Genomic DNA, 13,975 nt, shown 5'->3' with positions numbered 1-13,975 from the left:
GTGGTTGATGGCAGCAATGCCGCCAGCAGCTACGGTATTGCCTTCAGCGGCTTGAGCACGATCAATGCCCTGGATGGCAGTGACAGTGTGATCGGTGCCGATGGTGCCAACTGGATCTTAACCGGCACCAGCAAACAAGCCAGCAACAGCAGTATTACCTTCTCCAATGTAGAGTCCCTCACCGCGGTCAATGCCAGCTTGTTGGGTAGTAGCGGTGCAGATGCATTTATTCTTCAGTCTGATGGCGATGTTGAAGCCTATTCAATGGTTGTCTCTGGAATGTCTGCAGTGGATGGCCAGGGAGGAAATAACAGCCTGGATGCAGTTTCTTTTGCTGATGGTCTTGCTCTTACTGGAGCTGATAACCAAGTATCGGCCGGGAGTTTGATTTTTGATGGCATTTTTACCGCTCTCACAGGAACATTGTTCGGCACCAGTAATGCTGACAATTTTGTGGTTGATGGTAGCAATGCAGTTACAAGTTACGGTATTGCCTTTAGCGGCGTTGGTAGTGTAGATGCGCAGGGAGGCAGTGATAATGTTGTTGGGGCTAGTGGTGCAGACTGGGTTCTTGCGGGGAGTAATTTCGAGGCCACTAATAGCAGCATAAGTTTTTCTGGTGTAGAAACCCTTACTGTAAATAATGCAGATTTGTTGGGCACAGGTAATGCAGATGCATTTACTTTAGTGTCTGATGGAGATGTTGAAGTGTATGGTATGACCATCACTGGTATGTCAGCGGTGGATGGCAATGGCGGTGAGGACAGCTTGGATGCCAGTACCTATAGTGATGGATTAGCACTAACCGAGACTGAAAATCAGCTTGTTGCAGGCTCGCTTATATTTAGCGGCATCTTCAGCGCTAATACTCCTGTCCTGACAAATACTAACGACTCAGCGCTTTTTGAATTGCAAGGAGCCCAGGCTCTTAAAACTGCGGGGATTAACTTCAGTGGCTTGGAGACGGTAAACACCACCGGTGCGGGTAGTTTATTGCTAGGTACCGAGGATAATGATGATTTCGTGTTGGGCTCTACTGGCGATATCAGTGTGGCCGGAATTGATTTTACCGGGCTCGAAACAATAGATGGTGCTGGCGGGAACGATTCCGTTAGCTCAGATGGGGCAGTTTGGACATCAACAAGTTCAAATAACTCACTGGTAAATGGTGGAGCTGAAGCTCTGGTAAATAGTTTAACTGTAGTTTTTGAGAATCTCGAACTAGTTCAAGGTGCAGGAACATATGTAGGACAAGATGTAAGCGGTGAATACCTGTTCAGTGCTCTGGATACGATGACCATTGGAGGAGTGACTTTTGAGGGCTTGGAAAGTCTAACTGCCGGTAGCGGAAGTGATGTCATCTATGGTGCAGATATAGATGCTGAATGGAATATTAGCGACTCTCAACAGAGTGTCAGTAGCGCGGGCGAAACCCTGATCTTCAGCGGTGTAGAATCTATTTTTGCTGGTGGAGGGGGTGACCAGTTCAAACTGTCAGGCGGAACGCTCACCGAAATTGATACAGGGGCAGGCAATGATTCAGTGCTATTGGCTGGAACCACTATCAGTACTGTGTCGTTGGGTGCTGGTGATGACTATGTGCAAGTAGATGCGGATAGTGCTCAAAATACACAGTTATCCGGTGGAAGTGGGAATGACTCCTTCCAATACAATCTCTCTGGGGCCACTTGGCAGATAAATTCAAACGGTAACCTTGTAGGTAATTTTATATTTGACGGTTTTGAATATCTGGATAATACCGATGGTTCGCTCACACTGGAGACAGATTTAGGTTTTGATTTCGTAAATGGAGGAGATAATTCCAGTAACTTTAATTTGGATGGGGCCGGACTCATATTCGCTGCCAGTGGTGTGCGCCTTGGATATGATGGTGAAGGCGATATTAATATTACTAGCAGCTCATCGGATACTATTGGTGGCAGCCTTAAGGCTAGCAGAGCTGAGTTGACTGTTGCTGGTGATGTAAATATTGAAGTTGAAGTGAATACCCTTGCTATAGCGACATCTGGTGCAGATATTAATATCAGTGTTTTATCCCAGGGAGACCTGGTTATTGATGAGATAAATGCAGGCCGGGGTAATGTGGAATTGGCCAGCTCAAACTTTGGAGCACTAACCGCCGAGACATATGGTGATACCCATATTACGGCCTCTACTGTGAAGTTAGGCACAGATACGAAGCTGTGGACGATTATCGGTGAGTCAGTTAATCCTTTACGATTGGATGTATCTGACACTCTGGATATTTATTCAGTAAGTTACTATGAGCCGGACTTTATTGGCCAAGTCCCTACCGTTACCAGTACTGGTGATGAGCTTCAATCGATAGCAGGGTCTCAGGCCTCTCAAGGGCTGAAATCTGCAGTACAAAATGCGGTAGAGGATTTTACCCAAGTTGACCCGGCAATTTTCAGCGCTGTTAAACCATATAGTAGCGGTGTGGATGCAGTGAACTCTCCTGAGATGCGACTTAAGTCTGGGGAGCTATTGCCCTCTACAGTTTCTGCTGGTGGTGAACCTGTTCCAGGCTCGGAATTTGATGCAGTGCTGGATGAGGGGGTCAGCGAGGCACCTGCTGACGTTATCGGTGAGATAGTACCTTTGGCTGGCAGTGCAGGGGGCTGATTTATCTCGGTAATTAAAGTTATTCTCTGAGTAAAAAGCCGGCCCTTGAGGACCGGCTTTTTTATTTCTCTTAACTACAGCAATTTGGGGAAGACGTTTAACAGAAGAAGGTAGGGATCAAGGAGGAAGACTTGCTAAGAGTTTAAGTATTTCACAACAAAAAAAGGCCGACTCTTTCGAGTCAGCCTTTTAGGAATTGGTGCCCAGGAGAGGACTTGAACCTCCACGACCGTTAGGTCACTAGCACCTGAAGCTAGCGCGTCTACCAATTCCGCCACCTGGGCAAATCAACGTGTGTTTCGTTGAGGACGCGAACTATAAGGATCCGGAAGGGGGGTGTCAACGGTTTTGTTGCGCCTATTTCAACATATCATCTGATGCTAGGGGAAATTTGGCGAAATCGCTTATAATGCGTGCAATAGCGGCGAAATCTTGATCAATTACTCTCTATCTCTGCCGCCTGCCTTTAACCGGATAACCTCCGGATGTCACCATATAGTTGGTGGCTACCTCAACAACGGATGCTGTTTTGACACAAAAGAATACCTCAGAGCCCCTTGCTTCTGATCCGCATGCTCAGCGCGAGGCGGAGAAATATGAAAAACCTGTTCCTAGTCGTGAATTTCTACTGCAGCTTTTAGAGCAACAGGCTGGACCTGTGCCTTGGGAGACAGTAGCGGAGCTTTTGGAGCTTCAGGACGAAGATCGTCGGGAAGGGGTACGCCGTCGCCTGATTGCTATGTCTCGTGATGGACAGATTGCCAGTAATCGCGCTGGCGATTTTGGTGTGCTGGATAAAATGAGCTTGGTTCGCGGTCGTGTTATTGGCCACCGCGATGGTTTCGGGTTCGTTATCCCCGGTGATGGCGGTACGGACTTGTTTCTATCTCACCGGCAGATGCGAAAAGTATTTGATGGCGATGAAGTCCTGGTACGAGAAACCCCGGGCGGTTTTCGTGGTAAGCGAGAAGGTGCGGTGGTTCGGGTTATTAAACATAACACTGAGCAATTGGCTGGACGCTTTTATCGGGAAAATGGCATCTGCTTTGTGCGGCCTGACAATCCCCGTATTAATCTCGATATTATGGTGGCGGCGGAGGATGCCGAGGGGACGGAACACGGCCAGTATGTGGTAGTGAAAATCGTGACTCAACCGGGGCGTGACCGTGTGCCCCAGGGAGAAGTCATTGAGGTGCTCGGTGATCACTTGGCGCCGGGTATGGAGATTGATGTCGCAATTCGCAATTACGGAATTCCGCATACGTGGCCCGGCGCTCTTCAGGCAGAGGTGGATGCAATTGCTGATGAGGTGCTGGAGGAGGACAAGAGGGCGCGAGTAGATCTGCGCCAGTTGCCTCTGGTAACTATTGATGGTGAAGACGCACGAGATTTTGACGATGCCGTCTTCTGCGAGTTGCAAGCAGATGACAGCTGGAAGCTCCTGGTGGCAATTGCCGACGTGTCTCATTATGTGCGCCCTGGTTCCGCTTTGGATGAGGAGGCGCACAGTCGTGGAAATTCAGTGTATTTCCCCGATTTCGTGGTGCCCATGTTGCCGGAAAAATTATCCAATGGACTCTGCTCTCTCAATCCAATGGTAGATCGGTTGTGCGTGGTGTGTGAGATGCATATTGATCGAACCGGTGAAATTCTTAATTACCGTTTCTTCGAGGGTGTGATGCGCAGTCATGCCCGCCTTACCTATACCCAGGTTGGCCAAATACTCGCAGAACGCGATAACCGGGCTAGCGGTACGCGCAAGCAGTTTGCGACTCTTACTCCGCATCTAGATAACCTGCATGACTTGTATCTGGCATTACGTGGAGCTCGTGACCGTCGTGGGGCTATCGATTTTGAGACAACCGAGACCCGTATTCTCTTCGACAGTAATCGCAAAATTGAGCGCATTATTCCTGTTGAGCGAAATGATGCCCACAAGCTAATTGAAGAGTGCATGTTGGCGGCTAATGTCTGTGCGGCGAACCTGATGGAACTATCAGGGCTGCCTTCACTTTACCGTGTGCACGATGCTCCCAAGGAAGAAAAACTCAGTAACCTGCGCGAATACTTGGGGGAGCTGGGGCTGCGTCTGCCAGGTGGAGCCGAACCTCAGCCCAGGGATTTCCAGGAGTTGCTAGAGCAGATTGAGGGCCGTGCAGATGCTCATATTATCCAAGTGATGCTGCTGCGCTCCATGAACCAGGCGGTATACCAGCCGGAAAATCGCGGCCACTTTGGTTTGGATTATCGAGCTTACGCTCACTTTACATCACCTATCCGTCGTTATCCCGACCTCTTGTTGCATAGAGCCCTGCGCTGGTTGGTTCGTAATGGAAGCGCCAATGAGCAAGCTGTAGCCAAAAAGGTTCATGCAGTGCCGGGTGCCAAGCCTATCGGCCGGGAGCAGATACTGCCTTACGATATGCCAGCGATGTTACAGCTTGGTGAGCAATGCTCCATGACTGAGCGACGCGCTGATGACGCCACACGGGATGTGGTTAGTTGGCTTAAGTGTGAATATTTGCAGGATCATGTAGGCGAAGTCTACCCGGGGGTGATCAGTGCAGTGACCGGTTTCGGTTTGTTTGTTGAATTGGATAACCTCTATGTGGAGGGGTTGATTCATGTGACTGCGTTACCGAAGGATTATTATCGCTTTGAGCAGGCTCATCAGCGGCTGATTGGTGAGCGCAGTGGCAAGCGATATCACCTTGGCGATTCGGTTACTGTACAGGTAGCAAGAGTCGACCTGGAGGAACGTAAGGTCGATTTTATCCTTGAGGGGTTGATACCGCGCAGTAAACAAAATAGTGCGGCGAGTAAAAAGGAAGAGGCTACCAGGGTTAGTGCTCGAGCGATGGAAATGGCGGTAGAGCACCAGCAGGAGCGAGAACGTCGGAGCAAAAAGAAGAAGAAAATGGGAAGTAAAGCAGTATCTAACCCCTGGGCTAAGCATGCGGAAACCTCTACGGAGGTAGCCCCTTTCCGCAAACGTAAAGTTGGCTCTAAAGAAACCGTTTTGGTTGAGGAGTCTGCGCAGTGCAAATCTTCTTCTGCGAGGAAAAAGACAGATGATGAGGCTGGGGATCAACAAAAAACAGATATTCCAGTCAAGCGTCGCGGCAGCAAGCGTACACCTACGCGTAAAGGTGGGAAGCGCCCTGCGGTAGCTGCGCGCAAAGCGGCGCAGAAAGCAGAAAAGGCCAAGACCCGCGCAGGCAAAGTAAAAAAGAAGAAGAAAACTTCTTCTAAAAGCAAAAAGAAATAGTGATCGAGGATTAAATTGAGCCAAGAACTGGTGTATGGCCTGCACGCGGTGCAGGCGTTGTTAAAAGGGTCCCCACAGCATGTGCGGGAGCTGATGTTATTGCGTGGCCGTAAAGACCAACGCTTACAAAAAATTATTCAACAGGCGGATAAAAATGACATTGCCATACGCTTTGTTGACCGCCGTGCCCTGGATGAAAAAGTTGATGAGAGTGCGAATCATCAGGGCGTTATTGCCATTTGTGCTGGTAAAACAAAAGTCCACGATGAAAAATTCCTGATGGGGATGTTGGAACAGCTTGAAAAGGAAAGTGAGGTACCCTTCCTGCTGGTCCTGGATGGCGTAACAGATCCCCATAACTTGGGAGCTTGTCTGCGCTCCGCTGAGGCAGCTGGTGTTCATGCGGTAATTGCTCCTAAGGATAAGTCCGCCGGGCTAACGCCAACTGCCCGAAAAGTTGCTTGTGGAGCTGCTGAAGTGCTGCCCTTTGTCACAGTGACTAATCTCGCACGCACTTTGCAGCAATTGCAACAGGCAGGCGTGTGGATTTTTGGTGCGGCGGGAGAGGCTACGCAGGATGTTTACCAGAGCCAACTGACAGGCCCGCTGGCATTGGTGATGGGGGCTGAAGGTAGCGGCTTACGCAGATTGACACGTGAACACTGTGATCACCTGATTAAAATTCCTATGGCAGGTGAGGTTAGCAGTTTAAATGTTTCAGTTGCCACGGGTGTCTGCCTGTTTGAAGCGGTGCGTCAACGCAGTAGCTAGGCACTGCTCTTTGCCCCTTTATCACACTTACCCCCGGCGGCTAAGGCTACCGGGGTCCTCCTTCGTCACCCAAGTTCACGCGTAAATATACCTTTTCCCTACTTCTTATTTCTACGCTGCTAGATTTCTTGCACAGCTCGCACAACGAACGCTTTTCGATTTTTTCGTCTACTTGCGCAGTGTCACTCTTTTTGTAGGCACTTGGGTGCGATTTTATTATCCAAGAAATCCGGGGGTAGTGGTTTGTACACCTGGCCAAAAGCATTGTTTCACAAACGTTCCAGCCAGGAGCATTTCTCTGGCCTGGTTTACCCATATATTCGCACCATGTATCGCATGGCTTATCGCTGGACGGGGAGTCGTGTAGACGCGGAAGACTTGGTACAGGATGTATTGTCTGGCTTGTTAAATAAAGTTTCGATCCTAGAGAAAACCGAACGCCTGGGGCCTTGGTTAGTCAAGGTGCTTTATCACCGCTATGTGGATCTTTATCGCAGACAGTGCGCATCGCCAATTGATGAAAGTTTCGACTTGCAGGATGTAGAAAGCTGCAGCGATGGAAGATCTGAGCATTGTAGCAACCTGGATCTTGAGCGCCTTTTGAATCGAGCATTGCTAATGTTGGGGCCGGGTTGGCGTGATGTTGTGCTTTTACACGATGTGGAAGGGTACACCGCCAGTGAGGTGGCAGAAATCCTCGACATAAATGTTGGTACCGTAAAATCGCGTTTGCATCGCGCCCATAAAAAATTAAAAAAAATTATTACTGAGGGAACCATTGGTGAGGTTCATCCGTGTTAACAGGTAGAGGACAAGCCAATGCCGGAAAGAGAATTTGTAAATCTGTTAAGTGATGATGAATTGCGGCGACAGTTACGTGCATTGCCACTTGATGAGCCAGATAATGGCTTTGAAATACGGTTATTGCGCAGAGCGTTACAGCAACGAGGTCCTGAATTTCGCGCGGAGATATCTGGGCTGAAAATTGTTGGTGATTCTCTGGTGCGCCTTGGATTAGTGGCACTGATTTTTCTCACCATGAGTACAGTGTTTGTACTTCTGCCAGGCATCAAGTCTCCTGTCGCCAATTACACAGCCCAGGAGCCAGTGCCAAGCAGGTTGTCGGAAGTTCGTTCCGTGCATTTTGTTCTGCACAGTAAACAGCAAATGCTTGGAGCAATAATCCGTATCGTGCTACCAGATAATGTTTCATTCGATGGCTATGAGCACAGAAAAGTCTTGCAGTGGGAAACCGATATTTTTGCCGGCAGGAATCGTCTTTCACTACCAGTGAAAATATCGAATGAAAAAGCGGCGGGAGAAATTTTGGTTGAGGTTAAATATCGCGGGTCCAGCAAATTGCTGCGTCAAAACCTAACCAAGCTTTAAGTTTCGAAAGTGTGATGACTAATTTATTGGATCTGATCTGAAAGCCGGAGGTAACGGGCAATGTGGAAAAAGGGATTATTAGCGGTAGGTATCACAGCAGCAGTGCTACATGCGGGGTCGGTAATGGGGCAGGACATGCCATCAGATCTGGATCTCACGTTGACAGTAGTCGAGGAAACTGAGGATGCTCTCGATGTGATGAACAATATCGAATTGCCTCCAAATCTGCAGGAAATTGCCGAGGAAACCATGGCTGCTGTAATGGCCGCTGTTGCAGCAGCGCGGGAAGAGGGCGGCCGGGAAAGTGAAGAACTTGAGGAAATAGTTAATGAAGCTATGGCTCGTCATCAGGAATTAATTGCCAATGCACGCCTCTCGGCAGAGGCTGCAAGAGAGGAGGCCCTACGCGCAGCTGAAACAGCCCGTGAGGGTATTGAGGAGGCGGTAAAAAGCGCACTCTCTGGTGCGGAGATACAGGGAGTCATTGAACAAATGATGCAGGACATTCTCGATAGCCTGCCTGCGGATATACGTGAGCAAATTACAGTGGATCTCAATGCTCTTTTTGAGCAGGCTCGAGAGAACTTGCCAGAGGATTCCGATACATAGTTGATTGAATGCATGGATGGCCAATAAAAGGACTTATAGAGGTAAATGGTGGTGCGGAATACTTTGGGTGGAATTGTGCTTTTGGCACAGCTGATACTTTCTCCATTGGCGGTAACGGCTGGAGAATCTTTCAATACAGGTACTGAAGCATTCAAACAGGGGAAATATAAAAAAGCACTGAAATACTTTGAAGTTGAGGTGGAGTCTGGTAACAATTCCGCAAAGCTCAGGTATAACATCGGTGTTACCCTGATGAAGCTCAAACGCTATTCCGCGGCCACAATTTATTTTCATGGTTTGTTGAATGATGCCAAGTGGCGAGATTTGGCACGTTACAATTTGGCGCTTGCTGCAGAGCGTGATAAACGTAACTTGATAGCAGCGAAGCACTATCGCATTGTACGAGAGGGCGCTGCTACGGAAAAGTTACGAAATATGGCTGCTCATCGCTTGAATTATTTAGCTGGAGATAATCGTGGCGAAAAGGAGTTGCCCTGGCTGGCAACGATGAGCCTAAGCGCTGGCCGCGATGACAATGCCTTTGCGCTGCACAATGAAATCTTGTCGGATTCAACGATAGGCGCAGACAATTTTGCGGAGCTTTTTGCCTGGGGCCAATATCGACTGAGCGGCACTAAAAATAATGGCTGGCGGGTACACGGATACGGATTTGGACGGAAATATGAGGAGTATGAGAACTTGGACCTTGCCAGCGTTCGTACGGCTCTTTCCCGTGATCGTCAATGGTTGGGTTGGAATACTGAGCTGGGACTGGCTGCTGAGATGGTTACCTTAGGTGGAGAGCCAGTCAGCCGGCAGGCATTACTGCTGGCAAAGATGGCAAAAGCCTGGGGGCGCTCGCTTGTAAGTTTCACATTTAGTCCGGGCTATTACTCAGGGGGTGAGGAGTATGCTTATCTGGATGGGTGGCGCCAGCGCGCTGAACTTAGTTGGCAGCGGCCTGTATTTTTTACTGAGACAAGATTGTTCTACCGTTACGATGATAATGACCGTGAAGGGCAGGAAAAAATCGGGGGCGATTATTATAGTTACTCCCCTGCACGTCATGCGCTGGGGGGAAGCCTAGACTGGAAAATTTCTCCAAAATGGCATTTATCCACCGGAATCGAATATCGTCGCAGCCTCTACGGTGAGAAAAACCGCATTACGGATAGTCAAGGTAATGTTGACTCCTACCAGCGCGAGTCAGACCGGGTCCGCTCCTGGATGGGAGCAAAGTACAGGATTACTCCCAATTTCAGTGTAAGTGGGAAATACCAACATATCGATAATGAAGAAAATCGAGACGTATATACCTATGATAAGAGTGAATTCAGTCTCGGGATTGGTTATACCTTCTGAGTAAAAGTAATAATGCCTAATTCTTTAATATTTTAATTGGATACGCCAGCTACTGACTCTTGTTGATTAAATGGTCGGCAGCTGGTTTTCTCAAGAGCTATCCGTACTCAGAACGAATTTGATAGCCTTTATAATTTCATCGCCTCATCATTTAAATGGTTATAGTCCAGATGATGATCAAACATTCCTATTGGTGAGTAACTCTTTACTAGATTGCCTGAGAGCTGATAAAAAAGGTTATAAATAGACAGGAATAGTTCTGGTCCACTACTGAGTCTGTGAATACCAGCCTTCCAATATTGCAGGGGTGTTTCCATTCCCGGCAACAACATTAAATTAAGGGGCATAGAGATATTTTTTGTGAGGTAATGGGCATCCTCCAAAGAGGTTAGGCCCGGAATAAATCCGCCGTTGGCTCCTGCAGTTTGATATCGTGTAAGTCTTTGAGTTACTTCTACGAGTGAATCTTCGTTGTTATCTTCCTCATTCAGATAAATATCGGTGCGCGCATTAATAAAAAATGGTCGTTTCTGCAGGACAGATCTAATGGCTGTAATTTTTTCACACAGTAGTTGCGGATTTTTGTTGCCATCCTCAATATTGATTCCAGCTACACCGAGTTTGCTTAAGGTCCTGACTAGCTCGGCAACTTGTGTGGGGTTGTCGCTATAGCCGTCCTCAAGATCTATGGATACTGGTACACGGGAAACACGCAGAATACGTTTGATGGCTCCCAGATGCTCCGCTAGTGGCAGTTTGCCGCCATCGGCGTACCCCAGTGACCAGGCGAGGGCGGCACTGCTGGTGGCAATTGCGCGGGCGCCTGCTGCCTGGCAAAGCTGTGCACTGGCAGCATCCCAAATATTGGGCAAAATGAGAGGCTTGCAGCTTTGGTGCAAAGCATTGAACTGTTCTGAGTCGGTAGTTTCCATTGTTTATCCTCTGGTAATCATTTTTTGCCTGTTTGGCGGTAGAAGGGAAAATACCTTGGCAGCTTGAGGGGTGCTGGCCAGAAACGGACATGGACAGGAGAAACTGGCAGGGAAGGGAGTCGCTTAGGATTCAAGGCAGGTAATTAGAAAAGTGTCTGAACAGTTCCTGCCTGGAATCAGTATCGAATGGCTCCAGGCAGGGTTGCCTTTTAATTAGGGGGAAGTCGCGGGTTGCCGAGCCAGCCAGCTATCCACTACTGCAATTATTGGGCGTGGATTTTTGATCCAGGAGAGGTGTGGGTTTCCCTTAGGGTAGGTTGCGGACATTTCCTGGGTTTCGCCACCGACAATCGCAGCTAGCTTGCGTGCAGCCGGCATGGGGGCAAAGGGGTCCCCAGCCAATGCGATATGCAAGGTAGGATGTTTGGCTTGTTGGCGATCACCAAACGACTTTTCTGGAGCGAAGCGGCCGCTGAATATGGAGCTTGCCCAGTCTTTCATCAACCTCCTGGCCTCGCGCCAGCCAAACCCCATTCGTGCGCCAGGGAAGTAGCCAAGCAAACTGGAGGTGATGCTGGCAATCGCCGCAAAGGCTAATAAAGCGTAGCGTCTTAGCCCGTGCCAACTACGATGGTCGACATGACCTGAGGCGATGGTTACCACCCTGGCATTACCTGTGAGGCCGGCTCGTGCAGCTAAGGTGCTGGTCTGGCCGCCGATGCTGTGGCCCAGGATCAGGGCGGGACCACCGGGGAATGACTTCTCCAGCAATGCCAACAACTGTGGGATAAAGGAAAACACCAGATCGTTGTAGCCATAGTCTGCATGTCGGTTAGGACGTGGCAAGCTTTCACCGGTACCCGGCAACTCAGTGATTGCGGTGCTATAACCGAGCCGTTGTAATTCCTCCAGCAATAGCCGGTAGCGGTCAGCCGGGACGCCCATGGCGGGAATTACTAGGGCGAGGGGGCCTTCGCCATTGTGGGCAGTGGTGATTGGAACCTGGAAGGCGCCAAAAGTGAGGTTATGGGTTTCTTGGGGCATGGTACTTCTCCCTTCAATGGGAGGCACTATATGCCAGTTCATCAGTGCAAACCCATGACCAGACCGCGCACTTCAGTAGCTTAATCGATGCAAATGGTGCTTCAGTTGCAAGTTCCACAAAAGGCTGTGGGCTCAGGGAGTTGATCAACCGCTTATCGGACTGGCCAAAGTACCACTCTAAAGTAATTGATCAACTTGCAACCGGGTTGGCGAAGGCACTGCCCTAAAGTAATTGATCAACTTGCAACCAAATCCGCAACTGCCTAGAATACGCCGCCCGCAATGGGCTCGGTATTCCCGTGCTTGTTGTACTCCTTGCCTTACCGGACTGTCCGGAAGGCTGATTAACCCGTAAGGAGCTAAAATGCGTCATTACGAAATTGTATTCCTGGTTCACCCGGACCAGAGCGAACAGGTACCTGGCATGGTGGAGCGCTATACCGCTGCCATCAAGGACACTGGTGGTGAAGTTCACCGCATGGAAGACTGGGGCCGTCGCCGTCTGGCTTACCCGATCAACAAGATCCACAAAGCCCACTACATTCTGATGAATGTTGAGTGCACCGAAGAGGCTCTGGAGGAACTGACCACCAACTTCCGTTACAACGATGCGGTTATCCGTAATCTGGTAATTCGTGAAGACGAGGCGATCACTGAAGAGAGCCCGATCATGAAAGCGGAAAAAGAGAGCCGTGAGCGCAAGGCTGCACGTGCAGAGCGCACCGAGCGTCGCGAGCGCGCTGAAGAAGAAAAGCCTTCTTCTGACGCTGCAGAAGCTTCTTCCGATAACGCTGAAAGCGAAGAGTAAGGGGATTATCAGATGGCACGTTTTTTCCGTCGTCGCAAGTTCTGCCGTTTCACTGCTGAAGGTGTTAAGCGTATCGACTACAAAGATCTCGATACCCTGAAAGCCTACATCTCTGAGACTGGCAAGATTGTTCCTAGCCGTATTACCGGTACCAAAGCCAAGTATCAGCGCCAGCTGGCCACTGCGGTCAAGCGCGCTCGCTACCTGGCCCTGCTGCCGTACACGGACAGCCACGAAGCCTAAGCCGCAGTTTGCTTAGACTCATTAATAGAGAAGCTATCTAACTATGCGCGCCGTAGCTGAATTTATTATGCGCGGACGCGTCAGGGCGGTAATCCTCACTATGGTGGGGATTCCCGTGATAAGCCCGGCGATCCTCGCTTTGGTGAGTTTACGTCGAGGTGGCAGTGACGGCCTGATGGTTTTGGCCTGGGCGCTGTTACCGGTTGTCGTTGCAGGTATGAGTGGCCATGTGCCTCCCCTGGTGACTGGTGTTTCCGCCAGCTCTTTTGCAGCAGTATTTTGCGGTGCTACGGTGCTGCGCAGCAGCCGCTCTTGGGTTGCCGCACTGCTCGCATTAACGGCAATCTCGGCTGTGGGCATATTGCTCACCTCCTACTTCAGCGGTGGTCTCCTGCAGGGATTCCTTCAGGTACTGGAGACAGCTGCGGAACAACCAAACACTGTTCCGCTCGATGAGCTGAAGAAGGTATTTCCAGGCGATTTACAATTCGCCGGTTACTGGAGCTGGGTGCTGGTAATTAGTGCCACGCTGGCCCTGGTACTGGGGCGCTACTGGCAGGCGCTGTTGTACAACCCCGGTGGTTTCCGCCAGGAGTTTCACCAGCTGCGCTTGCCGCTATGGTTGGCGGCAGTAAGTATGCTGTTGTGGGTGCTCTGCCTGGTAACACCGGGCTATGCCTTCTGGGGAGCAGTTATTGCCTTCCCGTTAGAGGTGGCGGGCATCGCGCTGATTCACTGGCTGGTCGCTAGCCGCAATTGGGGGATAGCTCCCCTGGTAGCGATGTATGTGATGCTGGTGATTGGTGGGCTGCCCCTGGCTGGATTCCTGTGTGGATTGGCCCTGGTAGATAGCTGGATAGATATTCGCGGACGCTCCTCAAAGTAGGCGCGCACCGCACAATA

General features: G+C 49.9%; 12 protein-coding genes and 1 tRNA gene. 10 read left to right on the top strand and 3 right to left on the bottom strand.

Annotation, left to right across the window (positions count from 1 at the left end; all coding sequences use genetic code 11):
- Positions 1-2,646, top strand: a 2,646-nt coding sequence (locus tag ABWV76_RS20590; RefSeq protein ID WP_353377115.1) for a beta strand repeat-containing protein, incomplete at its 5' end; no start/stop codon positions are given.
- Positions 2,647-2,843: 197 nt separating this feature from the next.
- On the opposite strand, the gene ABWV76_RS20585 is transcribed toward ABWV76_RS20590, so the two are convergent.
- Positions 2,844-2,930: transfer RNA gene (locus ABWV76_RS20585), tRNA-Leu, on the bottom strand.
- 245 nt (positions 2,931-3,175) lie between these two features.
- On the opposite strand from ABWV76_RS20585, the gene rnr reads away from it, so the two are divergent.
- The 6 genes from rnr to ABWV76_RS20555 all read left to right on the top strand — a co-directional run bounded on the left by rnr (position 3,176) and on the right by ABWV76_RS20555 (position 10,045).
- A complete protein-coding gene (gene rnr, locus ABWV76_RS20580; RefSeq protein ID WP_353377114.1) occupies positions 3,176-5,914 on the top strand; it encodes a ribonuclease R in 2,739 nt (912 codons plus the stop codon).
- 15 nt (positions 5,915-5,929) lie between these two features.
- Complete coding sequence (gene rlmB / locus ABWV76_RS20575; protein WP_020411635.1) at positions 5,930-6,685, top strand: 23S rRNA (guanosine(2251)-2'-O)-methyltransferase RlmB; 756 nt, start codon at positions 5,930-5,932, stop codon at positions 6,683-6,685.
- Positions 6,686-6,928: 243 nt separating this feature from the next.
- Positions 6,929-7,486, top strand: a complete 558-nt coding sequence (locus ABWV76_RS20570) for an RNA polymerase sigma factor (protein ID WP_020411634.1) — start codon at positions 6,929-6,931, stop codon at positions 7,484-7,486.
- Between the two features lie 18 nt (positions 7,487-7,504).
- A complete protein-coding gene (locus ABWV76_RS20565; RefSeq protein ID WP_353377113.1) occupies positions 7,505-8,074 on the top strand; it encodes a hypothetical protein in 570 nt (189 codons plus the stop codon).
- Positions 8,075-8,134: 60 nt separating this feature from the next.
- Positions 8,135-8,683 (top strand): hypothetical protein, encoded by a 549-nt coding sequence (locus ABWV76_RS20560; protein ID WP_020411632.1) that lies wholly within the window; start codon positions 8,135-8,137, stop codon positions 8,681-8,683.
- 81 nt (positions 8,684-8,764) lie between these two features.
- On the top strand, positions 8,765-10,045 hold the full coding sequence (locus tag ABWV76_RS20555) for a hypothetical protein (RefSeq protein ID WP_353377112.1): 1,281 nt from the start codon (positions 8,765-8,767) through the stop codon (positions 10,043-10,045).
- 128 nt (positions 10,046-10,173) lie between these two features.
- On the opposite strand, the gene ABWV76_RS20550 is transcribed toward ABWV76_RS20555, so the two are convergent.
- Both ABWV76_RS20550 and ABWV76_RS20545 read right to left on the bottom strand, forming a co-directional pair.
- Entirely contained in the window at positions 10,174-10,977 is an 804-nt protein-coding gene (locus ABWV76_RS20550; RefSeq protein ID WP_020411630.1) for an isocitrate lyase/PEP mutase family protein, read from the bottom strand.
- Positions 10,978-11,190: 213 nt separating this feature from the next.
- Positions 11,191-12,021 (bottom strand): alpha/beta fold hydrolase, encoded by an 831-nt coding sequence (locus ABWV76_RS20545; protein WP_020411629.1) that lies wholly within the window; start codon positions 12,019-12,021, stop codon positions 11,191-11,193.
- Between the two features lie 364 nt (positions 12,022-12,385).
- Between ABWV76_RS20545 and rpsF the strand changes: the two genes are divergently transcribed.
- Genes rpsF through ABWV76_RS20530 form a run of 3 tightly spaced genes read left to right on the top strand, consistent with a single transcriptional unit; the run spans position 12,386 to position 13,958 of the window.
- Positions 12,386-12,829, top strand: a complete 444-nt coding sequence (gene rpsF, locus ABWV76_RS20540) for a 30S ribosomal protein S6 (RefSeq protein WP_020411627.1) — start codon at positions 12,386-12,388, stop codon at positions 12,827-12,829.
- A 12-nt stretch (positions 12,830-12,841) separates the two neighbouring features.
- Positions 12,842-13,072: a 30S ribosomal protein S18 gene (rpsR, locus tag ABWV76_RS20535; protein ID WP_020411626.1), complete on the top strand. Its 231-nt coding sequence runs from the start codon at positions 12,842-12,844 to the stop codon at positions 13,070-13,072.
- Positions 13,073-13,115: 43 nt separating this feature from the next.
- Positions 13,116-13,958, top strand: a complete 843-nt coding sequence (locus ABWV76_RS20530) for a hypothetical protein (RefSeq protein WP_353377111.1) — start codon at positions 13,116-13,118, stop codon at positions 13,956-13,958.
- Positions 13,959-13,975: the final 17 nt, after the last annotated feature.

Source organism: Microbulbifer sp. NBRC 101763 (genome assembly GCF_040371615.1).
GTDB lineage: Bacteria > Pseudomonadota > Gammaproteobacteria > Pseudomonadales > Cellvibrionaceae > Microbulbifer > Microbulbifer variabilis.
Note: the sequence above shows the minus strand (reverse complement) of the source record. Positions and strands in the feature narration are given on the sequence as shown.

Coding starts and splice junctions, on each gene's coding strand:
- ABWV76_RS20545 (WP_020411629.1), bottom strand. CDS start 12,021: ATGCCCCAAGAAACCCATAACCTCACTTTTGGCGCCTTCCAGGTTCCA.
- ABWV76_RS20530 (WP_353377111.1), top strand. CDS start 13,116: ATGCGCGCCGTAGCTGAATTTATTATGCGCGGACGCGTCAGGGCGGTA.
- rpsF (WP_020411627.1), top strand. CDS start 12,386: ATGCGTCATTACGAAATTGTATTCCTGGTTCACCCGGACCAGAGCGAA.
- ABWV76_RS20560 (WP_020411632.1), top strand. CDS start 8,135: ATGTGGAAAAAGGGATTATTAGCGGTAGGTATCACAGCAGCAGTGCTA.
- ABWV76_RS20550 (WP_020411630.1), bottom strand. CDS start 10,977: ATGGAAACTACCGACTCAGAACAGTTCAATGCTTTGCACCAAAGCTGC.
- ABWV76_RS20565 (WP_353377113.1), top strand. CDS start 7,505: ATGCCGGAAAGAGAATTTGTAAATCTGTTAAGTGATGATGAATTGCGG.
- rpsR (WP_020411626.1), top strand. CDS start 12,842: ATGGCACGTTTTTTCCGTCGTCGCAAGTTCTGCCGTTTCACTGCTGAA.